This is a genomic window from Glycomyces sp. TRM65418 (genome assembly GCF_019710475.1).
GTDB lineage: Bacteria > Actinomycetota > Actinomycetes > Mycobacteriales > Micromonosporaceae > Glycomyces.
The window spans coordinates 289,504-312,957 of record NZ_JAJFAX010000005.1; the positions used below are offsets into that span (position 1 = coordinate 289,504).

Below are 23,454 nucleotides of genomic sequence, written 5' to 3' on the forward strand. Positions count from 1 at the left end.
GCGACGGCGGCATGGGCCACAATAGGGCCCATGCCGCCGTCTTTCTCCGAGCAGCCGGACGCTGCCGAGCCGATCCGGGCCGAGCAGCCCCCGGCCGCCCCCACCCTCACCGACCGCGTGGCCCGCTTCGCCTCGGGCTTCATCGGCGGACCGCTCGGCGACCACGCCGTCGACCCGCCCCGCCGTCGCTTCTGGACACCGCTCCGCGTCATCCTCCTCACCGGCCTGATCGCGTTCGCGATCAACTGGATCCAGAAGTACCCCTGCTCCGCGGGCGGCTGGGTCGACTGGCAGCAGTACACGAACGCCTGCTACACCGACATCCGCGCGCTGTGGGGGGCCGAGCGCCTCAACGAAGGGGCCGTCCCCTACCGCGACCACCCGGTCGAATACCCGGTGCTGACCGGCTGGTTCATGGGGATCCTCGGGCAGATCGCCTACCGCATCGGCTCCGTGGCCGGGACCGACGGCGGCCCGATCTTCTACCACCTCAACGCAATCGTGCTGTTCGTCTGCGGCGCCGCCGCCATCGCGATCCTCTACAGGATCCGCGAGGACAACCGCCGCACCGACCTGCCCGGACCCGACCCCGATCCGGCACTCGTCCGCTCCCGGCCCTCGCGGCCCTGGGACGCGATGATGCTCGCGGCCGCCCCGGTCATGCTCGTCACCGCCACCGTCAACTGGGACCTGTTCGCCATCGCCCTGTCGATGCCGTTCTTCCTGTACTGGCAGCGCGGCCGCCCGGTCATGGCCGGGCTGTTCCTCGGGCTCGCCGTGGCCGCGAAGTTCTACGCGCTCCTCTTCATCGGGCCGCTGCTCGTCCTCGCGCTGCGGCAGCGGCGACTCCTGCCCGCGCTCCAGGCCACGGCCACCGCGGCCGTCGTCTGGGCGGTGTGCAACGCGCCCGTCGCGTACCTGTGGCCCGAGTCGTGGATGCGGTTCTTCGAACTCAACTCCGAGCGGCCCGTCGACTGGGGCACCGGCTGGTACGTGCTCCGCGGCCTCACCGGGTGGGAGCGGCTCTGGGACTCCGCGTTCGTCAACGACCTCTACCTGGTCCTGTTCGCGCTCTCCTGCGTCGGCATCGCGGCCCTCGGGTTCTTCGCCGGCCGCCGGCCCGCCGCCGGCGGCGCGCTCGGCCTGCGGGGCCCGGCCGCACCGGACGACGTGATGCCCCGGCTCGCGCAGCTGTGCTTCCTCGTCGTCGCCGCGTTCCTGCTGTTCGGCAAGGTCTGGTCGCAGCAGTACGTGCTGTGGCTCATCCCGCTCGCCGTGCTCGCCCGCCCCAAATGGGGCATGTTCCTGGTGTGGCAGGCCGCCGAACTGTTCTACTTCTTCTCGTTCTACGGCAAGATGCTGCAGGTCTCGGCCGAGGAGGAGGGCCGCGGCATCGCCGAGGGCCTGTTCCTCACCGCCGCCGCCTCGCGCTGGATCGCCGTCGCGATCATGTGCGCGCTCGTGGTGCGGGAGGTCCTCACCCCGCGTCTGGACGCGGTGCGATCCCTTCCTTCGCGGCCCACGACCGCAGCTCCCGCTCCGCCTCCTCGCGAGGCATCGGACCCCGCTCCAGCCGCAGCTCCTTGAGATGGGCCCAGGCCCGGCCCACCTCGGGGCCGGGCCGCAGGCCCAGCAGCGCCATGATCGCGTTGCCGTCGAGGTCGGGGCGCACGGCCCGCAGGTCCTCCTCGGCGCGGATGCGCGCGATGCGGTCCTCGAACGCGTCGTAGTCGCGCCGCAGCCGCTCGGCCTTGCGGCGGTTGCGGGTCGTGCAGTCCGAGCGCACCAGCCTGTGGAGGCGCTCCAGCTGGTTCCCGGCGTCGGTGACGTAGCGGCGCACCGCCGAATCGGTCCAGCCCGCGTCCCCGTAGCCGTAGAAGCGCAGGTGCAGGCTGATGAGCAGCGACACCGCCTGCACGTCGGCCTTCGGGTACTTCAGCTCGCGCATCCGCCGCCGCGCCAGGCGCGCCCCGGCCACGTCGTGGTGGTGGAACGTGACGCCGCCGCCCGCGACGACGTCCTTCGTCTCGGGCTTGCCGATGTCGTGCAGCAGCGCGGCCAGGCGCAGCAGCAGGTCCGGGCCGTCGGTCTCCAGCTCGATCGCGTTGCGCAGCACCTGCAGCGAATGCTCGTAGACGTCCTTGTGCTGGGCGTGCTCGTCGATCTCCATGCGCAGCGCCGGCAGCTCGGGGAGGAACCGCTCGGCCAGCCCCGTGTCGACCAGGACCCGCAGGCCCACCACCGGGTCGGGGGCGAGCAGCAGCTTGTTGAACTCGTCGCGGATCCGCTCGGCGGTGATCCGCGACAGCTCGGGCGCCATGCGCACCACGGCGTCCAGCGTGTCCGGGTCGATGCCGAAGCCGAGCTGCGCGGCGAACCGCGCGGCCCGCAGCATCCGCAGCGGGTCGTCGGCGAACGAGGACTCCGGCGCGGCGGGGGTCCGGATCGTCTGCCGCGCCAAGTCCGCCAGGCCCCCGAACGGGTCCGAGAACACATGGCCCGGCACGGACACCGCCATCGCGTTCACCGTGAAGTCGCGCCGTTCGAGGTCGTCCTCCAGGCGGTCGCCGTAGCGGACGATCGGGTTGCGGCTGACGCGGTCGTACGCGTCGGCGCGGAACGTGGTCACCTCGACCTGCTCGCCCCGGAACATCCCCCCGACGGTCCCGAAATCGGCCCCCGTGGTCCACACCGTCGAGCAGTGCGCCCGCAGGATCGCCTCGGTCGCCTCCGGACGCGCGTCCGTCGCGAAATCGAGGTCGCTCACCTTCCTGCGCAGCACCGCATCCCGGACCGGGCCGCCGACCAGATGGAGCTCGTGCCCCTCGCCCGCGAACACCCGACCCAGCTCATCGGCTATCGGCGGGACCGTGATTTCCTTACCGCTACTGTTGTCAGACATCGCCGGGCAAGCTTAGCGGAGAGTGCGAGAATGGCCGAACCTAGCGCGAGAACGGGCCCGGGCCCCGACTACTCGCCGTCTGGCCCGTTTCGAGGCCCCCACCACGCGCACGGCACCCCCCAACCCCCGCTCGGACCCCAGACCGGCGACGGCTACGCCCCGATGAACCCGATGCCCAGCGGCGCCCCGACCCCCCAGGGGCCGCCGCAGACCCAGGGCAAGAACGTCGTCCGCTCCAGCCTCCTCATGGGCGCGGGCTCGCTCGTCTCCCGCGTCACCGGCTTCGGCCGCACCGTCGTCGTCTCGGCCGCCATCGGCGCCGGACTCCTCGGCAACTCCTACACGACCGCCCAGTACTTCCCCCAGATGATCTACGAGCTCGTCCTCGGCGGCGTGTTCGCGAGCATCATCATGCCGCTGTTCGTCAAGGCCCACAAGAACGACCCCGACGGCGGCGACGCCTTCGCCCAGCGCCTGCTCACCCTCGCCGCGCTCGTCCTCGGCGGCGCCGCGCTCCTGGTCACCGCCGCCGCCCCGGTCATCGCCCGGGCCATGGCCGAACCCGACCAGTACGCGCTGGTCACCGAGTTCTCCTACCTCATGCTCCCGGCCCTGCTCCTGTACGGGCTCTTCGCGGTCCTCTCCGGCGTCCTCAACTCCCGCGAGCACTTCGGCGCGCCCATGTGGGTGCCGATCATCAACAACCTCGTCGTCATCACCGTCGCCGGCGTCTTCTTCGCCGTCTACACCCGCGACGCCGTCCCGGACGCCGACGGCGAGGTGTTCGCCAGCGCCGACCAGGTGTCGAACGGCATGATCCTGCTCCTCGGCGGCGGCACCACGGCGGGCGTCCTCATCCAGGTCCTGTGCCTGGCCCCGGCCCTGCGCAAGGCCGGATTCGCCTGGCGGCTGCGCTTCGACTTCCGCAACCTCCCGCTGCGCGAGATCCGCCGCATGGCCGCCTGGACGCTCCTGTTCGTGGCCGCCAACCAGGTCGCGGTCATGGCCGTGATCAAGGTCGCCAACGCCGCCTCCGGCAACGCCCCCGACGACGGCCCGTTCGTGCCGGGCACCACGGTCTACAACAACGCCTATCTCATGATGATGATGGCGCACGGGATCGTCGCCGTCTCGGTCATCACCGCGCTCATGCCGCGCATGACGCGCGCCGCCGACGACCGGCGCTGGCCGGAGCTGGCCGACCACCTCTCCAACGGGATCCGGCTCGCGTCGTTCCTGCTGGTGCCGATCGCGGCGGCGTTCGTGGCCCTGCACGAGCCGATCGCGCTCGCGATCTTCCGGTGGGGCGCCTACGACTTCGACATGGCGATCGCGACCGGGCAGACCCTCCTGCTGGTCGGGATCGTGCTGCTGCCGTTCTCGATCAGCCAGCTGCAGATCTTCGCGTTCTACGCCCAGACCGACACCAAGACGGTCGCGATGTTCAACCTGCCGGTGATCGCGATCCGCATCGGCGGCTACCTCCTGGCGTTCGCCCTCCTGCCGCTGCAGTGGGTCGTGGTGGGCCTGTTCGCCGCCAACGGGATCTCGTACCTGGTGAGCCTGCTCTTGTCGATGAGCCTGCTGCGCAGGCGGATCGGGCTGCTGGGGATGCGCAAGACGATGAACGGCCTGGTCCGCTCGGGCGCCGCGGCGCTCATCGCCGGGGGCGCCGCGCACGTCGGCTGGCTCGTGTGGCCCGATGTGTCCGGTTCCAAGGCCGGCCAGTTCGCGGCGGCGATCGTCCTGGGTGTCCTGTTGCTGGGCGTGTACTTCGCGGCCTGCCTGGTATTCCGCGTCACTGAGACGGCGTCGCTCCAGGCAACGGTGCGCGCAAAGCTGCGACGATGAGGGAAGTACGATCCATACGTGCACTCTGGCCGGAAACCGCAGAGCCACCTGGACCGCACCATGACCGAACCGGCCCACCAAGGCCCCGGCCGGCAAGACCCCTCATCAGGGTCGCATTGAGAGGGGAGGACCCCGCATCATGACCACCGCCGAAGTGCCGTCCGTGGGCGACCTGCTCGCGGAGCGGTACCGCCTCGAAGAGCACGTCGGAGGCGCGAACGGCTACCGCCAGCTGTGGCGCGGCGTCGACGTCCTGCTGCACCGCTCCGTCGCGGTCGTGCTCCGCTCCCCCGGCGGCGACGACGCCGCCCCCACCATGACCGCCGCCGTCGCCGCCTCCCGCGCGCACGTCGACTCCATGGTCGACGTGTACGACGCGGTCGACGAGGGCCGCTTCGCCTACGTCGTGCGCGAATGGGTCAACGGCTCCTCCCTGCGCAGCGTCCTCGAACGCCGGACCCTGGAGAGCGCGCACGCGCTCGAACTGGTCGCGTCCGTCGCCGACGCCGTCGCCGCCCTCCACGAAGGCGGCGTCACCCACGCCGACCTGCACCCGGGCACGATCCTCCTCTCCGAGGACGACCGGGTCATGGTCACCGAGCCGCGCAACGAGCCCGGCAACACCCCCGTCGAGGACGTCCGCGCCCTCGGCGCGACCCTCTACGCCTGCCTCACCGGGACCTGGCCGCGCGTCGTGCCCGCCGAGAACACCGGCCTCGCCGACGCCGCCACCGACGAGTGGGGCGCCGTCCTCCCCGCCGCCCAGGTCGCGCCCGGCACCCCCGCCGCCCTCTCGAAGCTCACCGCCGACCTGCTCGACCACTCGCAGACGCCGCCGTCCGCGGCCGAGCTCGCCGTCGAGCTGCGCCGCCTCGCCGAGTCCGGCGGGGACGAGCCCGCCGCCGCGGAGTCGAGGCCCACGAGCGTCCTCGGGTCGATCAACCTCGGCCGCCGCTCCGCCGACGCGCCGCCCGCCGGGATGAAGCGCCTCGCCGTGATCGCGGCCGTCGCCGCCGGGGTCATCCTCGCCGGCGTCATCACCAGCGCCGTCGTCTTCGGCGGCGGCGACGACCCCGCCGGGGCCGAGGACCAGGTCACCGGCGAGGACACCGGCGCCGAACCGTCCGCCGAGGAGACCTCGGTCGCCGCGCCCACCGAGGCCGAGCTCTCCCCCGACGCGCTTCGCGTCGTCGACCCGCCCGACGGGGACCGCGACCAGGGCGAGAACGTCGAGGCCGTCATCGACGGCAACGCCTCCACCGGGTGGACCACGAACACCTACTACAACGACCCGGGCTTCGGGAACCTCAAGCCCGGCATGGGCATCCTCATCGACCTCGGCGAGGCCCGCGAGGTCGCGTCCGTGCGCGTCCAGATGACCAGCGCGGGCGCCACGGTGGGCCTGCTCGCCGGCGACGAGGACCCGGGGGACTCCAGCGAAGGCGACCAGGCCATCGTGGACAACTTCACGGTCCTGGCCGAGCCCGTCGAGGACGCCGACACGAACATCGAGCTGCAGGCCGGCGGCGAGGCCACCCGCTTCATCGTCGTCTGGGTGACCGAGCTGCCCCCCGTCTCCGACGGCTACAAGCTCACCATCAGCGACATCAACGTCTTCGTCAGGTAAGCCCGCGACCATGCCCGCCCCCTCCGCGCCCGGCCCGCCCGCCGGGTCCGACGCCGCCCCCGACTGCCCGAGCGACGCCGAGCTGCTGCGCCGCCACGTCGGCGGCGACCGGGAGGCCTTCGGGGAGCTGTTCCGCCGCCACCGCGGCAGGCTCTGGGCGGTCGCCGTGCGCACCCTCGCCGACCCCGAGGACGCCGCCGAAGCCGTGCAGGACGCGATGATCAAGGCCTACCAGGGCGCGGGGTCCTTCCGCGGGACCGCGGCGGTCACCACCTGGCTGCACCGCATCGTCGTCAACGCCTGCCTCGACCGGATCCGCGCCTCCGGGAGGCGCCCGACCGTGCCGCTCGCCGACGAGGCCCGCGCCGTCCCGGCCGCGAGCGACCCCGCCACCGACCCGCAGCAGGTCGCGCTCCGGCTGAGCGTCCACCGGGCCCTCGCCGACCTGCCGTTCGACCAGCGCGCGGTCCTCGTCTACGTCGACATGCTCGGCTATCCCGTCGAAGAGGTCGCCGCGGTCCTCAAAATACGGCCCGGCACCGTGAAGTCCCGCGCCTCCCGGGCGCGCAAGCGCCTCGCCGCGCGGCTGCCCGACCTCGACCCGGCGACGGACGGCGCCGCACCCGGCGCCGCAGGCGACGAAGGCCCGGCCGCGGCGGGGAACCCCCCGAGGCAACTGGGCGTCGAACCAGGAGCGCCCCACCGGTCGGGCACCGTTGACGAAGGACGAGGGGAGGGGAACCGATGAGCCGACAGCGCCCCGGCGACGCCGAGCACGAGGTCAGCCGCGTCCTGCGGCAGGCCTCCGACGGCTACGGCGACCTCCCCGACCACGTCGGGCAGCGCCTCGACCGCGTCCTCGAGACCCTCCCGGCCGCCGACACCCTCCACAGCGACCCGCACCCCCGCGGCGACGGCGAAAGCGTCCTCGAACGGCTCGCGGAGCGCCTGCGCCCCAAGCGGGTCCGGTACGCGCTCATCAGCGCCGCCGCGGCGGTGCTCGTCACCGTGGGCGCGGTCGCCACGGCTCTGCAGATCGTCGAGCCCGGCGGGGGCGGCGACTCCGCGGGCTCGGCGGAGGTCTTCGCCGAGGAGCACGACGCCGCCGACTCCGGCGTCGCGCCCGGCCCGCAGGACGATGAGGCCGGCGCCCAGACCGAGGCGAGCGAGCCCGAGACGGGCGCCGACGGCATCGCCAGCGTCGAGACCTTCGCCACCGGCACCGACTACGCCGCCGGCACCGATCTGCTCGCGGCCCTGCGCGAACTCGGCAGCGAGAGCACCGTCGGCCCGATCCCGCCCGAACTCGTCGACCTCGCCGCCGGCGGCGAGTTCTGGAAACGCTGCGAAGAGGCCATCGCCCGCGAGTACGCCGCCCTGCTCGTCGCGGTCGACTTCGCCCGCTACGACTCGGAGCCGGCGATCATGGCGCTCATGGTCGGCGACTCCGGCGACATGGCCGTGGCCCTCACTCCCGCGTGCGCCGACGGCGTCATCGAACCGCTCGCCGCGCAGCCCTGACCCCGGCCCGCATCGGGCCGCTCCGCGTGAGGTTCCCCACGATCGGCTTATACGCCTGTCACACGCCCGACACAGCACCTCACCGCGGAATTTCAGGTCAATAGGATGGCGTTGAAGGTGCCAGACTCGACAGCACTTCCCAGGGGAGCCCTCCTGGAACGCCGAACCACCACAGGAGCGAACCCGGTGAGCGAAATCCGCGACGTCATCATCATCGGCTCGGGCCCGGCCGGCTACACCGCCGCGCTGTACACCGCCCGCGCCAACATGCGCCCGCTCGTGTTCGAGGGCTTCCAGTTCGGCGGCGCCCTCATGCAGACGACCGAGGTCGAGAACTTCCCCGGCTTCCCCGAGGGCATCATGGGCCCCGAGCTCATGGACCAGTGGCGCAAGCAGGCCGAGCGGTTCGGCGCCGAGCTCGTCTCCGACGACGTCACCCGCGTCGACCTCACCGACGAGATCAAGCGGGTCTGGGTCGGCGACGACGAGTACCTGGCCAAGGCCGTGATCCTCGCGACCGGCTCGGCGTACCGGCCGCTGAACGTGCCCGGCGAGAACGAGCTCATGGGCCGCGGCGTCTCGGCGTGCGCCACCTGCGACGGCTTCTTCTTCCGCGACCAGCACATCGCGGTCGTCGGCGGCGGCGACTCCGCGATGGAGGAGGCCACGTTCCTCACCAAGTTCGCCTCCAAGGTCACGATCGTCCACCGCCGGGACGAGTTCCGCGCCTCCAAGATCATGGCCGAGCGGGCCCTGGCGAACCCGAAGATCGAGGTCGCCTGGAACTCGGCGGTCACGCAGATCAACGGCACCGACGGCAAGGTCTCCAGCGTCGACCTGATCGACACGGTCACGGGCGCGCCGGGCGTCCTGCCCGTCACCGGGCTGTTCATCGCGATCGGCCACGACCCGCGCTCGGAGCTGTTCAAGGGCCAGGTGGAACTCGACGAGTCCGGGTACGTGAAGGTGGCCGCGCCGTCGACCCGCACCAACCTGACGGGCGTGTTCGCCGCGGGCGACCTCGTGGACCACACCTACCAGCAGGCGGTGACCGCCGCCGGCACCGGCTGCGCGGCCGCGCTCGACGCCGAGCGCTACATCGCCGCCCTCAACGACTGATCCTTTCGCCTTTCAGACACACAGGAGGATGCCCATGGGCGCCATCAAAGCAGTGAGCGACGCCGAATTCCAGACCGAGGTGCTGGAGGCCGGAAAGCCGGTCCTGGTCGACTTCTGGGCCGAATGGTGCGGGCCGTGCAAGAAGGTCCAGCCGGTGCTCGAGGAGCTCGCCACCGAGATCGACTCGATCGAGATCCGCAAGCTCGACACCGACGCGAACCCGGAGATCACCCGGAAGTACCAGGTGATGAGCGTGCCGACGATGATCCTGTTCAAGGACGGCCAGCCCGCCGACCAGCTCATCGGCGCCCAGCCCAAGGCCGCGATCCGCAAGTTCCTGGGCCAGTAGGGAACGCGAACAGTTTTTCACCGATCGGGGGATGGAGCTGCGGCTTCGTCCCCTGATTCGTGTCATACCCCCGCGCTATTTTTATATGAAGGGGTCCCTTGGGCGGACATTTCGGGAATATCCGCTTTCACCTTCGGCCGCAACGAGACCCGACGACGGCCGATCTCCCGCGGTCAACGCGGGCGGCCGCACCCCGACGCACCGCAGGCGACGCCGCATCCGCGGCTCGCGGCGGCGCGATCAGGGACGGCACGGTCGCGGAGGGCACGGTCGCGGAGGGCACGGTCGAGGGGAGCGCGGTCGAAGAGGTCGCCGCCGCGCTGATTCCCCGGCCGGTCGATGCGGTTCCGGCCGGTGGTCGGCTCGCCGAAGAACTGCTCCAGCTCGGTGTCGTCGAGCTTGAACCACTCCACCGAGTCGCTCAGCTCCCTCGACTCCTCGGCCTCCACGCTCCGGTCGAGCGCCGAGCGCAGCTCCAGGCGCAGCCGCGGATACCGCGGATCCGACCGGACCGTCTTGAACCCCACCGAGCGGTAGAAGTCCGCCGGCACCAGGCAGGCGCCGGCCTCGCCGCGCGCGTCGCCGAACGTCTCGATCGCGTAGATCCCCCGCCGCGCCGCGTCGGCCGCGACCGTCTGCACCAGCTGCCGCCCCAGGCCCGTCCCCGCGTACGCCGGCTCCACGTACGCGGTCATCAACAGCGCCGCATCCGGCGATACCGGCCCCGACGGGAACTCCACCGAGCGCGGCACGAACTTCGGCGACGCGTAGGTCACGTATCCGGCCACGGAGTCGCCTTCGTAGGCGATCCGGCCGCACCCGCCCCACTCCAGGAGCGTGTGCGACAGCCACGCCTCCTTCTCCAGCGCGGGCTCGCCCACGTCACGGGCGGCCTCGGCGCACAGGGGCGACAGCTCCCAGAACACGCAGGCGCGGCAGCGCCCCGGAATCGCTTCCAAGGAGTCGAGTGTGAGGTTGACCATGCGCCGATGCACCCGACCAGCGTACGCCGCAAACCCGTCCACATGACGGAAAACACGCGCGGCCCTCGGCCGGTGTGCTAGTAGAGTGGGCCGATCACGCGTCCGCTGCCGTAGGCTGGTCACAGCGCCGCTCGGGCCCCGAGGGCAACCGCGTTCGGCGGACGGGCGTGTTCATACGAGATCCCAGCGCATCGAGCCCCGGTCAAGACCTCGCGTCTTCCGGCGACGCAGCGCACGACCCGCGAGCACGGATCGCGGGCGACGAGGACCATCAGAGGAGGTCTCCGCGTGTCCGGTACAACACTCGACGATTACACCGGTCGCTACGCATCCCGGGTTCACGGGATGGCACAGTCGGAGATCCGCGCACTGTTCTCGGTCGCCTCGCGCCCCGAAGTCGTGTCTCTCGCCGGCGGCAACCCCTACACCGCCGCGCTCCCCATGGACGAACTCGGCGAGATGTTCACCCGCCTCCTCTCCCAGGTCGGCGCCGAAGCCCTCGGCTACTGCCCCGGGCAGGGCAGCGTCGCGCTGCGCGAAGCGCTGTGCGGGGTCCTGGAGCTGTCCGGGATCCGCGCCTCGGCCGACGACCTCGTCCTCACCACCGGCGCGCAGCAGGGCCTCGACCTGCTCGCCCGCACCTTCCTCGACCCCGGCGACATCGTGCTCGCCGAAGGCCCGACCTACGTCGGCGCGCTCGGGGCCTTCCAGGCCGCCCAGGCCGACGTCCGGCACCTGCCGATGGACGACGACGGGCTCATCCCCGCCGGCCTCGAAGCGGGCCTCGCCGCGCTCCAACGCGAAGGACGCCAGGCGAAGTTCCTCTACACGATCCCGACCTACCAGAACCCGGCCGGCGTCACCATGACCGAGAGCCGCCGCGAGGAGATCCTCGTGATCGCCGAACGGCACGGCCTCCTCATCATCGAGGACGACCCGTACTCGATGATCAACTTCGACGGCGCCCCGCCCGCGCCGCTGCGCGCCCGCGCCGAGCGCGGGGTCATCTACCTCGGCACGGTCTCCAAGATCTTCGCCGCGGGCCTGCGCCTCGGCTGGGTCCTCGCCCCGCCCGCGGTGCGCGACAAGCTGCTGCTGGCGATCGAGGCGTCCATCCTGTGCCCCTCGGGCCTCACGCAGGAGGCGACGCTGCGCTTCCTCACCGAGATGGAGTGGCGCCAGCAGGTGAAGGTCTTCAACACGCTCTACCGGGACCGCCGCGACGCGCTGCTCGCGGCCCTCGGCGACTACATGCCCGAGGGCATGACCTGGACGGTGCCGGGAGGCGGCCTGTTCATCTGGGCCACGCTGCCCGACGGGCTCGACTCGAAGGCGATGCTGCCGCGGGCGCTCCAAGAGCGCGTGGCCTACGTCCCGGGCACCGGCTTCTATGCCGACGGCAACGGCCGCAGGGAGATGCGCTTGAATTTCTCGACCCAGACCTCGGAGACCATCCGCGAGGGCGTGCGCCGCCTCGCCGGCGTCGTCGCCGGTGACATCGACCTGCGCGACACCTTCGCGGGAGGCGCGGCATGAAGGAGCGCGCCGCCGCCTCGGACATCCGCGTGCTCATCCTCGCCGGAGGCATGTCCTACGAGCACGAGGTCTCGCTGAAGTCGGGCCGCCGGGCCGCGGACGCCCTGCAGCGGCAGGGCATGGTCTGCGACGTCCGGGACCTCGACGGCGAGCTGCTGCCCGCGCTCCAGGAGTTCCCGCCCGACGTGGTGCTGCCGCTCGTGCACGGCGCTCCGGGCGAGGACGGCTCGCTGCAGGCGGTGCTCGAGCTCATCGACATCCCGATCGTGGGCACCGGGTCGATCGGCGCGCGCCGCGCGTGGAATAAGATCACCGCCAAGGACCTGCTGCGGACGGCCGGGATCCCGACCCCCGACTGGACGTCGATGCCGCGCCAGGCGTTCTCGGACTTCGGGGCGCGCAAGCTCCTCGACCGAATCGCCGCGAAGATGGGCCTGCCGCTGGTCGTCAAGCCGAACTCGGGCGGCTCGGGCCTCGGCGTGCACGCCGTGCACAAGGAGGACGACTTCCCGTCGGCGATGATGGGGTGCTTCTCCTACAGCGACGAGGCGCTCATCGAGTCGTTCGTCGAGGGCCGTGACATCGCGGTCGGCGTGGTCGACCTCGGCGAGGGCCCTCAAGCCCTTCCGCCGGTGGAGATCGCACCGCTGCACGGCGACTACGACTACGCCGCCCGGTACAACCCGGGCGCGACGCGGTGGACGGTGCCGGCGGCGATGAGCGAGCCGGTCGCCGAGCGGGTCGCGGATCTGGCGGTGCAGGTCCACCGGACTCTCGGGCTGGGCGACATCTCCCGGATCGACATGATCGTGGACGACGCGGGCGATGTTCAGGTCTTGGAGGCGAACGTCGCCCCCGGCACCACTGAGACCTCGCTGCTGCCCATGGCGATCAATGCGGCGGGCCTCGACTTCGGCGAGACCTTGGCGGCACTGGTCCGCCGGGCCATGGCTCGAGCCTGAATCGAGCGGCGGACTTCACCCAGTCCTCCCCGATCGACAACGGACGCGTCCTGTCGCGGCATCGACTGCCGTCCGCTTCACCGACAAACGCGCAGGGGCGGGAACCGGATCTCCGGTTCCCGCCCCGGGCTCGTTTCACAGCAGCTTTATGCGCACCGCGCCTCAGGGACGCTGGAGGGCGTCGATGTTTCACGTGAAACATCGACGCCCTCAGCCGTCTCAGCAAGTCGGTGCCCCTGCGAACATGAATCCGGATATTCCCGATTTGTCCGCCCAGGGGACCCCTTGGTCGAACACTATCCGGCGGGTGCGACAGAACAGCGGCCTCGCGGTTCACCCGATCCGGGGTGAATCATTCAGGTCGATCGGTCATTGACTCAGTCGTCCGTGAGCCAAGCGGAGATGTATTCGAGGTTCATGCGCCATTCGTGCTCCTCCACCGGCGGCAGGATCTCGTCCCACATCGTCATGAACGGGCCGCGCAGCTGAAGGTAACCCTGCGGGCGGGCCAGGAACCACTGCTGGAGATGCGCGGTGCCGTCGCCCCAGCGGTTCACGTGGACCTGCGCCACCGATTCCAGCGACCGGATCGCCCGTTCCAGACGCACCGTCAGCACCCCGAGTTCAGCGGCGTGCATCGTCGAGAGGTCCCCCAGGTCGAGATGCGCGCGCGGTTCGAGGATGACCACCACCGGCAGCCCACTCGGCGCCGGCGGGCTCTTGAGGCGCCACCGCTCGTTCGTCCATAGGTAAGCCGAGTCAGGGGTGTGGCAGGCCGCGCATTGCTCTTGGCGGTCGCCGCGTCGCGGCGGCTCGACGCTCACCGGTTCCTGCAGCGCTTTGATGCGCAGCTCGCCTTCGAAAGGGAAAGCGGGCCAGTCGACGAAAGGCGGCAGGGCGGCGCGGACGCCGTTCGCGCGCGGATTCAGGTGTTGTCGGCTCTGGTTCGTCAGGTCAGGCTTGGGATTCGGGCCGGGGGTAGTCGCAGATGCCACCACCGAAAAATACCGCATGATGGCGAGCCTGGAAACCACCGGAATCAACCTTTTGGCAGATTTCACTGCGGTTGCGATTTTCCCGCTCCAGACGACCCCCGACAGTGGACCGATCGAGCAGTCGCGAACCGGGTCAATTGCGTCCAGACCGCGAGTTACACGGTCGACAGTGACATGCGCCCATATGGCGGGAAGAGGCTGTCGGGAGGGCCGGTCCGTAGGGCAAGCTGGAAGGCGTGCAAGCAACAGTGACTGACAGTCCCACGCCGGAGGCGACGCCCGTTTCGGGCGGCGACATCGCCGTGCTGGTGGATCCGCCGGTCACCGCCGCGCTCGTTGACGAACTTTCCCATCTCTGGGTGAGAGTGACGAACGCCGGCGGTTCCGTCGGATTCGTCCCGCCGGTCAACATCGACGAGGTTCGCCCTCACACCGTTTCCATTCTCGCGCGAGTGATCGACCAGACTGACACGCTGGTCGCTCTTCAGGAAGGAGCCGCCATTGTCGCTTGGTGTGTTCTCACATCAAACGACAGCCCGCCGCGCCAGGGCTGGCGGACCATCCGCCACGTCCAGGTCGACCCCGCCCGGCAAGGCGGCGGTCTCGGCGGCAAACTCCTGGCGGCAGTCGACCAAGTCGCACGCGAAGAGCTGAAGCTCGAGGCCCTGAGCCTCAAGGTCCGCTCGGGCACGGGAGCCGACGCCTTCTATCGGAGGCACGGCTTCACCGAGGTCGGACGTCTGCCGCGCGCGGTGCGCATGGCCGATGACGACTACCGGGACGACATCATCATGTGGCGGGAACTCTCCTAACCGGAGTGATGGGGCTGCGCAAGCGGCCCTCCCCCACGCCGTTCCCTCTGAACAGCAAAGCGAAGCCGGGGCGATGTTTCACGTGAAACATCGCCCCGGCTCATTTCGTCGGTCAGGTGTCACTCGGACGAGTGAACGGCGCGACCGCTGTTCTGTCATACCCGCGGGATAGTGTTCAACCAAGGGGCCCCCCGGGCGGACAATTCGGGAATATCCGGATTCACCTTTCAGCCGGATGAGGCCGCTCCCTAGTACTGGAGTGTCGGACTCGTTGGGGGCCGATCAGTTTCGCGGGTCACTCGACGCCGATCTGCTCGACGATGCGATCGAGGTCGGCCAGGGACCCGAATTCGATCGTGATCTTGCCCTTCTTGCGGCCCCAGGAGATCGCCACCTGCGTCTCGAAGTGGTCCGAGAGGCGCTCCTTGAGTTCTTCCAGTCCCGGGGCCTTGACGCGGTCCTTCGCGGCTCGCGAGGACGCACCGCGCGGCTCATCGAGTTCCGGCTTCTCCTCCAGGCGGTTGGCCGTCACGAGCTCCTCGGTGCTCCGCACCGACAGGCCCTCGCTGATGATCCGCTCCGCGATGTGCTCCTGCGTGTCCGAACTGTCGAGACCCAGGAGCGCCCGGGCGTGGCCCGCCGTCAAGACTCCGGCCGCCACCTTCGTCTGCACCGTCGGCGGGAGACTCAGGAGCCGGATCATGTTCGAGATCTGCGGGCGGCTGCGGCCGATCTTCTTGGCCAGCTCCTCCTGCGTCACGTTGAACTCTTCGAGCAGTTGCTGATAGGCCGCGCCCTCTTCGAGCGGGTTCAGCTGCACGCGGTGGATGTTCTCCAGGAGCGCTTCACGGAGGAGTTCCTCGTCCGCGGTGCGGCGGACGATCGCCGGGACGCTCTCCCAGCCGAGCGCCGTCGCGGCCCGAAGCCGCCGCTCGCCCATGACGAGTTCGAAACGGGCGCCGTCGGCGCGCGGTTCCTCGGCGCTGCGCTCGCGCACCGCGATCGGCTGCAGCATCCCGACTTCCGTCAGCGACGTCTGGAGTTCGATGAGGTGCTCCTCATCGAAGATCTGGCGCGGCTGCTTCGGGTTCGTGCCGATGTCCGCGATCGGGATCAGCTGGAAGCTCGCGCCGGGCACCGGCACGAGTTCCCCTCCCTCCGATGTTTCACGTGAAACATCGGGCTCGTCGACGCGGGAGGTTTCACGTGAAACATCGCGCCGCTTCGACACCGACTGACGAGGCGCCGCGGCCGGCTCGGGAGTCGGCTCCGGCTCCTCGTCCGATTCGAACGTCGTGGTCTCGGCCAGACCGGTCGGGATGAGTGCGCCCAGCCCGCGACCGAGCCCTCCGCGTTTCGCCGCCACCATCGACTAGTTCCCGCCCTTCTGGTTCTTGCCGTCGCGCCTCGCGGCGAGCTTCGCGCCCCGCCGTGCGATCTCCTCGGCCGCTTCGAAATAACTCGTCGCTCCCCGCGAGCCGGGGTCGTACGTCATGATCGACTGCCCGTATCCGGGAGCCTCCGAGACGCGGACGCTGCGCGGGACCACCGCGTCGAGCACGATCTCGCTGAAGTGCCCGCGCACTTCCTGCTCCACCTGATCGGCGAGCTTGGTCCGCTTGTCGTACATGGTGAGCAGTATCGTGGAGACACGGAGACGCGCGTTCAGGTGCGCCTTGATGAGCTCGATGTTCCGCAGGAGCTGCCCCAGGCCTTCGAGCGCGTAGTACTCGCACTGGATCGGAATGAGGACTTCCTCGGCGGCCACGAGGGCGTTCACCGTGAGCAGTCCGAGCGACGGCGGGCAGTCGATGAAGATGTAGTCGAGTTCGCCGCTGAACGCGTCGATGCTCTTCTGCAGGCGGGCTTCGCGGGCCACGACGCTGACGAGTTCGACTTCGGCGCCGGCGAGGTCGATCGTGGCCGGGACGCAGTAGAGGGACGGGATCCCCTCGACGGGCACCGCGATCTCATCGAGCGGCATCCCCTCGACCACGGCCTCGTACACGCTGGGCGTGCCCGCGCCGTGCTCGACGCCGAGACCTGTGGAGGCGTTTCCCTGCGGGTCGAGGTCCACGACCATCACCCGGTTCCCGTGCAGCGCCAAGGCCACCGCGAGGTTCACCGTGCTGGTGGTCTTGCCGACGCCGCCCTTCTGGTTGGCGACCGCGAAGACACGGCGGCGCGGCGGCCGCGGCATCGTCACGCTGCCCGAAGGATTGAGCACGCGCACCGCCCGCTGCGCTTCGCGCGCGAGGGGCAGGTCGTCGTCGACCGGGGAAGCCGGTGCCGCTGCGGGCGTCTCGACGGTCGCCTGCCGCGGTGTCGTCGGCGCCGTTTCCTCCGGCGCCAAGTGCCTTCCGGACCTGCCTCGCTGCGATGTGGATCTGCGCATTCCGCCCCGTTCCCCGCTGTTGTCGGATCGCCTTGACGGCGTTCCGCCGTCCGCACCGGACTCCGTCGTCACCGATTCTGACTCACGCTGATCGAGCCCGCGGGCTGCGCCACCCGGCGTCGGGGAAGTTTCTCGATAGCGGTGCCGCCGCGACGGGGGCGCTTCCTCGCTCACGGCCGCGTCGAGGAGGTTTCTGATGCGCCGTTCGGCCGGGGTATCGCCGCCAAGGGAGTTCGGGAGTTCACGATCTTCGGAGGGAAGGGGGTCGCGCACGTTCACCGCCACAGACTACGGGCCGAATGTTTCACGTGAAACATCGCCCTGCTCGGAGAAGCTTACGAGCCATACACTATCCGAACCGGGTGTACTCCGCACAGCGCAAAGCGACGAGTCCACCGCGCGCAATGCCGCGATGAGGAGTTCATCGCGGCATTGATCGGGGCGGAAGCGCATTCGATGAGACGATCAGCCGCCTCGGTTGGCGTGCTCGGTCACCGGGCTCGTTCGATGCGCACCACGGTTGCGGGGACGGTGAAGACGGGGTCCGTCAGTTTCGATTCGCCGCACATCAAGATCTCGGCCTTGCCGCCGCCGGCCCGCTTGATGAGGCCCGCGTTCTCCTTGACCTCCAATGCCGCGCCTTGGCCCTTGATCGCGAGCATCACGCCGCCTTTGCGCGCCAGCGGCAGGCACCAGCCCACCAACTTGCCCAGCGGCGCAACGGCTCGCGAGACCACGACGTCGGACTGGCCGCGCGGCGAGACCTCGTCGGCGCGGGCCCGGAGCACCTCGACGTTCGGCACGCCGAGGGCCGCGATGACCTCCCCCAGGAAGTCCACGCGACGCTGCATCGGCTCGACCAGCGTCACCCACAGGTCGGGGCGGGCGATGGCCAACGGGATGCCCGGCAGGCCGCCGCCGGAGCCGACGTCGACCACGTCGGCCTTCTCGGGGATGAGCTCCTCGACTACGGCGCTGCCGAGGATGTGCCGGCCCCACAGCCGCGGCACTTCGCGAGGGCCGATGATTCCGCGTTCGATGCCGATCGTCGACAGCAGGCCGACATAGCCCTCCGCCCAGGCGATCCGCTCGTCGTCCGCTCCGAACACAGAGGCCAATGTTTCACGTGAAACATTGGCCTCGGCGATTTCGGAGCCGTTCGGCTCCTCAGTCATTTTCACTCCGCGTATTGACGATGCCCCTGCGGGATCGCAGGTTATTCGGGCTTGACGACGACCCGGCGGCGCGGCTCGGCGCCTTCCGACTCGCTCTGCACGCCTTCGGTGGCGTTGATGACGTCGTGGACGCACTTGCGCTCGAAGGCGCTCATGGGGTCCAGCTTGACGACGTCACCGGTCTCGATGACCCGCTTGGCGGTCTTCTCGGCCAGCTCGGCCAGCTTCTTGCGGCGTCCGGCACGGTAGCCCCCGATGTCGAGCATCAGGCGCGAGTGGTCCCCGGTCTTGCGGTACACCGCCAGGCGGCAGAGCTCCTGAAGGGCTTCCAGGGTCTGGCCCTTCGGGCCGACCAGGCCGCCGAGGTCTTCGCCGACGATCTCGACCTGGGGGCGGTCGCCGACCACCAGTTCGTCGATGTCGCCGTCGAGGTCGAGGATGTCCAGCAGGCCTTCCATGTAGTCGGCCGCCACTTCGCTCTGCTCAAAGAGGTCGTCTTCGGAGGCCACCTCGTCCTCCCGCACCGTTGCTCCCATAATTGCCAACTCGTCCTATCGCTAGTTATATAAGCCTAGTTTGCACCATTGTGGCTGATTCGGGGTGCCTGCGCGGCCCCGGATCGTGCCCCTAGCCTTTTTTCTTCTTGGAGGCCTGCTGCGCGCCGCTGACCTTCTTGGCCCGAGCGATGCGTTCCGCCCGTGAGAGGTTCTTGCCCGCGCCGGGGCCGCCTTTCGCCGCGGGCTTCGGGCCCTCGGAGCCGTTCGACCCGGGGTCGGCGACGTCGCCGACGCCCGTGCCGTTGACGGGCCGCTTCGGTCCGGTGTGCTTCTTCGGCTTCTGGCCCGGCTTGGGGGCCAGTTCCTTGCGGCGCTGCTCGGCTTCGCGCTGCTCTTCGAGCATCTGCTGGTGCGCCTTGCTCCCGGGCTTCGGCGGCTTCGCCGTCGCGTTGTTCTGCGCGGGCGGCGGGTACTTGTGGAGCACGTACTGCTGCTGCGCGAGCGAGAACAGGTTGTTCACGGTCCAGTAGATGACCACGCCGATGGGGAAGGCGCCGGCGGAGAAGATCATGATCACCGGGATGCCGTAGAGCATCACCTTCTGGATCATCCGCTGGTTCGGGTCCTCGTTCCAGCCGGTCTTCAGGATCATCTGACGCGTGGTCAGGTAGGTCGTGAGGATCATGGCCGCGCCGAGGATGCCGGCGACGAGCTTGACCGCGAGCGCGGAGGAGCCGACCGCCGCGAGCTGGTCGCCGCTGGTCAGGAAGGTGCTCCAGAACGGCGCGTCGAACAGCGAGGCGTGGACGTAGGAGGTCCAGTCCTGCTCCACCCAGCCGTACAGCGTGTGGTTCTCGGTCTGCAGCGGGTCGGGACGGCGCAGCACGTGGAACAGCGCCAGGAAGACCGGCATCTGGATGAGGATGGGAAGGCAGCCCATGAGGGGGTTGGCCTTCTCCTTGCGGTACAGCTCCATCATCTCTTTCTGGAGCGTCTCGCGGTCACCCTTGTAGCGCTCCTGGAGCGCCTTGATCTCGGGGGCGAGCTTCTGCATCGCGCGCTGCGACTGGATCTGCTTCACGAAGAGCGGGAAGAGGATGATCCGGAGCGTCAGCACCACGCCGACGATGGCGAGGACCCATGACCAGTCGGTCGAGAGGGAGGTGGATCCGTCGAAGACCTTCGCCCACAGGTCGTGCCACCGCAACAGCACCCAGGACACGCCGTTGTAGGCCCACTCCATCACTTGCGGACTCCAGTCATCTCGGTCTTCGAATTCACGTGCTCATGCCGGGGAGGTACGGGGTCGTGACCCCCGGGATGAAAGGGGTGGCACCGTCCCAGCCGTCGCAGGCTCAACCATATGCCACGCACGACACCGTGTCGGGACAGCGCCTCAAGGGTATATGCGCTGCAACTGGGGTAGAAACGGCAGCGTGCCGGCAGCGCCGGGCTCACCCACCGACGGTACGCGATCACCGGTGCGGCGACCACACGGACCAGGGGTGTCTCGGCCGTTCGTACCGGTGCGGCGGGCGGGGGTTCGATCGGGGCGGGGACCGGCGCGGCCGCGGGGTGGATCATGGCGCACCCCGGCGCCCGCGGGGGCCGCCGCCTTTGCCGCTGCGGGCGGCCTGCACGGCGTCGGTGAGGTCCCGTCGCAGCCCGGCGAAGTCGCGTTCGGCGGCGCGGGGCGTGGCCCGCACGACCACGTCGGTTCCGGCGGGCCAGTGCGGCAGTTCGGCGGCGGCGGCGTGGCGCAGGCGGCGCTTGACCTTGTTGCGGACGACGGCGTTCCCGACGGCCTTGGAGACGACGAAACCCGCCCGCGCCGTGCGGTTCGCATCGGCGGCGGGCGGTGTCGACGGCGGTGAAGCCGAGTGGTCTTCGGTCCGGTGCGGCGCAGGTGCCCAGTGCACGACGACGCCGCCGCGGGCGGCGCGGCGGCCTCGCTTGAGCACCGAACCGAAGTCCCGGCTGCTGCGAATGCGCGCGTCGGCTGGAAGCACCTGGATCACGTCCTCGTCGAGGCCCTCAGGGGGCCGCAGGGACCGGGAGGCAAGCGCTCAGACGGTCAGCTGCTTGCGACCCTTGTTGCGGCGCGCGTTGACGATGGCGCGGCCGGCACGGGTCCGCATGCGCAGCCGGAAGCCGTGGGTGCGCTTGCGACGGCGGTTGTTCGGCTGGTAGGTGCGCTTGCTCACGACGGATGTCTCCCATAACGAATCAAATGGCCACTGCGTCGCCCGGGCTCGGGCCCCGCCCAACGGGCTTCGGGGACGCGGAGAACAGCCTAGCAGGGCATTCACGCGGCGGCCCAGCCGCTGAGGGCGGGTGTGGCATGCCCCTCTGGTTCGAGCGGGCAACTCGCTCATGTTACTCGCCGCGGCGCCGTGCCCGCCACCGCGGTCCCTCGATCGGGGCCGGCCCGCGCAGGGGCGGACCGTCCTCCCCGGCCGGCCTCCGGCGCGTCCCGGCGCTGCCGGGCGGGACGGCCGCGGCAACTGCGAGCACCCTGTGGATAACTTTGCCGGTGCGGTGCACGACTTCGACGGCGCCCGAACGGCATCGTCATCAGACGCCCACGAAAGTGCTGGTCATGACCGTTTTTCAAGAATCTTTGTCATGAGCGGCGCATGTGCACAGGCCAGCTGAAGGCCTGTGGATAACCTGTGGAAAACTTGCTGGAACGCACTGGGGACGACCGGTGCGGCGGTGCGGATGACCTGTATCGGAGCCTACTCGGTGCGGCTGCCGAACTTCGCGGAACGCCCCGTTCAGGACTCGAGCTCACGCAAAGGGATGGCGAAGGTGACCGACCAAGATCTGTCGGCAGTCTGGTCGGCGGTGACCGCCGAACTGGCTGACACGTCGGCGCTGACCCGCCAGCAGCAGGCGTGGATGCGGCTGACCCGGCCGGTCCTGGCGGTGGGCGGCACGTTCATCATCGCCGCCCCCGACAAGTTCGCCCGCTCCGCGTTCGAGTCGAAGCTGCGCCTGCCGATCAGCGAGGCCCTCTCCCGGCGCATGGGCCAGCCGACGCAGATCGCGGTGACCTTGCAGGAGAAGCAGGTCGAACTGCCGAACGCCGTCAACATGGAGGCCACCGGGGTCCCTGCGGCTCCCGAGGCCGCCGCCGACGCCACCATCGTGTTCGAACGGCCCTCGTTCGGTCCCGAGCCCGGGGACGGCCGGCGGGCCGCCGAGCCGCCGGAGGAGCGCTCGCCCGAGCCGTCGCCGCCGCGCGCCCCGGCGCGGAAGACCGTCCCGGCGCCGAGCCCGCCGAGCCTGTTCGACACCGCCGCGTTCCGCCCCGGGGACGGCCAGCGGACCGCCGAGCCGGCCGAGGCCCCGCGCGCACCCGAACGGAACGAGGCCGCGCCGGATGCGACGGAGCGCTCCGATGCGATCCGGCAGCAGCCGTCCCGCCCGGCCGAGGCCGAGCCCGCCTCCCGCTGGGAGGAGCGCGCCGAGCCGCCGGGCGAGGAGCTGGAGCGGGTCCTCGCCGAGTCCGCGCACGGCCGCGGCGGGCAGGACCACGGCGGCAAGGACCACGGGTCCGCGCCGCCGGTGGCCCCGCCCCCGTCCGACGACCCCGACCCCGAGCGCCGGGGCGGGATCACCAAGGCCGGCGGCAACAGCGCCCCCGTCAAAGCGGTGGACGGGGTCGGGCGCCTCAACCCGCGCTACAACTTCGACACGTTCGTCATCGGCTCCTCGAACCGCTTCGCGCACGCGGCGGCCTTCGCCGTGGCCGAGGCCCCCGCGAAGGCGTACAACCCGCTCTTCATCTACGGCGGATCCGGGCTCGGCAAGACGCACCTGCTGCACGCCGTGGGCCACTACGCGTTCGACCTCGGGACGGCGAACTCGGTGCGGTACGTGACCACCGAGGAGTTCACGAACGACTTCATCAACTCCCTGTCCGACCGTCGCCAGCAGGCCTTCCAGCGCCGCTACCGGGACGTCGACATCCTCTTGATCGACGACATCCAGTTCCTCATGGACCGCGAGCGCACGCAGGAGGAGTTCTTCCACACCTTCAACGCGCTCCACAACGCCAACAAGCAGCTGGTGATCTCCTCGGACCGCTCGCCGAAGCAGCTGCAGACGCTGGAGGACCGCCTGCGGACCCGCTTCGAGTGGGGCCTGCTCGCCGACATCCAGCCGCCGGACCTGGAGACGCGGATCGCGATCCTGCGCAAGAAGGCCGTGCAGGACAACCTGAACGTCCCCACCGACGCGGTGGAGTTCATCGCCACGCAGATCCACCACTCGATCCGGGAGCTGGAGGGCGCGCTCATCCGGGTGACGGCGTACGCGTCGCTCAACCGCAAGCCGGTGGACCTGGGCCTGGCCGAGGAGGTGCTGCACGACATCATCCCCGAGAACGGCAGGAACACCGAGGTCACGGTGGACCAGATCATGCAGGCCACCGCGGACTACTTCGGGGTGCAGGCGGCCGACCTCAAGGGGAACTCGCGCTCGCGCGTGCTGGTGAACGCGCGGCAGGTCGCGATGTACCTGTGCCGGGAGATGACGGACATGTCGCTGCCGCGGATCGGGCAGGCGTTCGGCGGCCGGGACCACACCACGGTGATGCACGCGAACAAGAAGATCCGCAAGCAGATGTCGGAGCGGCGGGCCCTTTACAACCAGATCGCGGAATTGACGAACCGTTTGAAACACACGGATGATTGAGCGGACCTGTGGACAACGCTGTGGATAAC

Annotated in this window: 21 protein-coding genes and 1 pseudogene; 11 read left to right on the forward strand and 11 right to left on the reverse strand. The window is 70.1% G+C overall.

The genetic code is table 11. From position 1 onward, the window contains the following. Positions 1-30: 30 nt before the first annotated feature. Positions 31-1,587: a glycosyltransferase family 87 protein gene (locus K3N28_RS13635; protein WP_228093085.1), complete on the forward strand. Its 1,557-nt coding sequence runs from the start codon at positions 31-33 to the stop codon at positions 1,585-1,587. Here K3N28_RS13635 and K3N28_RS13640 read toward each other — a convergent pair. Further along, positions 1,478-2,902 (reverse strand): CCA tRNA nucleotidyltransferase, encoded by a 1,425-nt coding sequence (locus tag K3N28_RS13640; protein ID WP_228093086.1) that lies wholly within the window; start codon positions 2,900-2,902, stop codon positions 1,478-1,480. The two genes, K3N28_RS13635 and K3N28_RS13640, sit on opposite strands and share 110 nt — an antisense overlap. A 30-nt stretch (positions 2,903-2,932) precedes the next feature. On the opposite strand from K3N28_RS13640, the gene murJ reads away from it, so the two are divergent. From murJ to trxA, 6 genes are all read left to right on the forward strand, one after another. Beyond that, positions 2,933-4,753: a murein biosynthesis integral membrane protein MurJ gene (murJ, locus tag K3N28_RS13645; RefSeq protein WP_228093087.1), complete on the forward strand. Its 1,821-nt coding sequence runs from the start codon at positions 2,933-2,935 to the stop codon at positions 4,751-4,753. A gap of 139 nt (positions 4,754-4,892) precedes the next feature. Then, on the forward strand, positions 4,893-6,380 hold the full coding sequence (locus tag K3N28_RS13650; RefSeq protein WP_228093088.1) for a protein kinase family protein: 1,488 nt from the start codon (positions 4,893-4,895) through the stop codon (positions 6,378-6,380). Between the two features lie 10 nt (positions 6,381-6,390). Next, complete coding sequence (gene sigM / locus K3N28_RS13655) at positions 6,391-7,128, forward strand: RNA polymerase sigma factor SigM (protein ID WP_228093089.1); 738 nt, start codon at positions 6,391-6,393, stop codon at positions 7,126-7,128. Continuing rightward, a complete protein-coding gene (locus tag K3N28_RS13660) occupies positions 7,125-7,901 on the forward strand; it encodes a hypothetical protein (RefSeq protein ID WP_228093090.1) in 777 nt (258 codons plus the stop codon). Before sigM ends, K3N28_RS13660 begins: the two co-directional genes overlap by 4 nt. A gap of 186 nt (positions 7,902-8,087) precedes the next feature. Next, entirely contained in the window at positions 8,088-9,020 is a 933-nt protein-coding gene (gene trxB / locus K3N28_RS13665) for a thioredoxin-disulfide reductase (protein ID WP_228093091.1), read from the forward strand. Between the two features lie 34 nt (positions 9,021-9,054). Beyond that, a complete protein-coding gene (trxA, locus tag K3N28_RS13670) occupies positions 9,055-9,369 on the forward strand; it encodes a thioredoxin (protein ID WP_228093092.1) in 315 nt (104 codons plus the stop codon). Between the two features lie 425 nt (positions 9,370-9,794). Here the strand turns inward: trxA and K3N28_RS13675 are convergent. Further along, positions 9,795-10,364: pseudogene (locus K3N28_RS13675) on the reverse strand (GNAT family N-acetyltransferase); the annotation flags it as partial. 276 nt (positions 10,365-10,640) lie between these two features. Here K3N28_RS13675 and K3N28_RS13680 point away from each other — a divergent pair. Then, complete coding sequence (locus K3N28_RS13680; RefSeq protein ID WP_374209763.1) at positions 10,641-11,888, forward strand: PLP-dependent aminotransferase family protein; 1,248 nt, start codon at positions 10,641-10,643, stop codon at positions 11,886-11,888. Further along, positions 11,885-12,850 (forward strand): D-alanine--D-alanine ligase, encoded by a 966-nt coding sequence (locus K3N28_RS13685; protein ID WP_228093095.1) that lies wholly within the window; start codon positions 11,885-11,887, stop codon positions 12,848-12,850. Before K3N28_RS13680 ends, K3N28_RS13685 begins: the two co-directional genes overlap by 4 nt. A gap of 377 nt (positions 12,851-13,227) precedes the next feature. On the opposite strand, the gene K3N28_RS13690 is transcribed toward K3N28_RS13685, so the two are convergent. Then, positions 13,228-13,911: a hypothetical protein gene (locus tag K3N28_RS13690; RefSeq protein ID WP_228093096.1), complete on the reverse strand. Its 684-nt coding sequence runs from the start codon at positions 13,909-13,911 to the stop codon at positions 13,228-13,230. Positions 13,912-14,093: 182 nt separating this feature from the next. Here K3N28_RS13690 and K3N28_RS13695 point away from each other — a divergent pair, with 182 nt between their 5' ends. Further along, positions 14,094-14,657, forward strand: coding sequence for a GNAT family N-acetyltransferase (locus tag K3N28_RS13695; protein ID WP_228093097.1), 564 nt, complete (start codon positions 14,094-14,096; stop codon positions 14,655-14,657). A gap of 295 nt (positions 14,658-14,952) precedes the next feature. On the opposite strand, the gene K3N28_RS13700 is transcribed toward K3N28_RS13695, so the two are convergent. The 8 genes from K3N28_RS13700 to rpmH form a co-directional block, all read right to left on the reverse strand. Next, positions 14,953-16,026 (reverse strand): ParB/RepB/Spo0J family partition protein, encoded by a 1,074-nt coding sequence (locus K3N28_RS13700; protein ID WP_374209764.1) that lies wholly within the window; start codon positions 16,024-16,026, stop codon positions 14,953-14,955. A gap of 3 nt (positions 16,027-16,029) precedes the next feature. Then, entirely contained in the window at positions 16,030-17,010 is a 981-nt protein-coding gene (locus K3N28_RS13705; protein ID WP_374209765.1) for a ParA family protein, read from the reverse strand. A gap of 533 nt (positions 17,011-17,543) precedes the next feature. Beyond that, positions 17,544-18,161 (reverse strand): 16S rRNA (guanine(527)-N(7))-methyltransferase RsmG, encoded by a 618-nt coding sequence (rsmG, locus tag K3N28_RS13710; RefSeq protein ID WP_228093099.1) that lies wholly within the window; start codon positions 18,159-18,161, stop codon positions 17,544-17,546. Between the two features lie 107 nt (positions 18,162-18,268). Further along, a complete protein-coding gene (locus K3N28_RS13715; RefSeq protein ID WP_228093100.1) occupies positions 18,269-18,763 on the reverse strand; it encodes a R3H domain-containing nucleic acid-binding protein in 495 nt (164 codons plus the stop codon). A 91-nt stretch (positions 18,764-18,854) separates the two neighbouring features. Beyond that, positions 18,855-19,970, reverse strand: coding sequence for a membrane protein insertase YidC (yidC, locus tag K3N28_RS13720; RefSeq protein WP_374209766.1), 1,116 nt, complete (start codon positions 19,968-19,970; stop codon positions 18,855-18,857). Beyond that, entirely contained in the window at positions 19,967-20,308 is a 342-nt protein-coding gene (yidD, locus tag K3N28_RS13725) for a membrane protein insertion efficiency factor YidD (RefSeq protein WP_228093101.1), read from the reverse strand. The genes yidC and yidD overlap by 4 nt, the downstream gene beginning before the upstream one ends. Next, positions 20,305-20,733: a ribonuclease P protein component gene (rnpA, locus tag K3N28_RS13730; protein ID WP_228093102.1), complete on the reverse strand. Its 429-nt coding sequence runs from the start codon at positions 20,731-20,733 to the stop codon at positions 20,305-20,307. The genes yidD and rnpA overlap by 4 nt, the downstream gene beginning before the upstream one ends. 57 nt (positions 20,734-20,790) lie before the next feature. After that, on the reverse strand, positions 20,791-20,928 hold the full coding sequence (gene rpmH / locus K3N28_RS13735) for a 50S ribosomal protein L34 (protein WP_091053947.1): 138 nt from the start codon (positions 20,926-20,928) through the stop codon (positions 20,791-20,793). 607 nt (positions 20,929-21,535) lie between these two features. On the opposite strand from rpmH, the gene dnaA reads away from it, so the two are divergent. Continuing rightward, positions 21,536-23,425, forward strand: a complete 1,890-nt coding sequence (gene dnaA / locus K3N28_RS13740; RefSeq protein ID WP_304608721.1) for a chromosomal replication initiator protein DnaA — start codon at positions 21,536-21,538, stop codon at positions 23,423-23,425. The last annotated feature ends 29 nt before the right edge of the window (positions 23,426-23,454 follow it).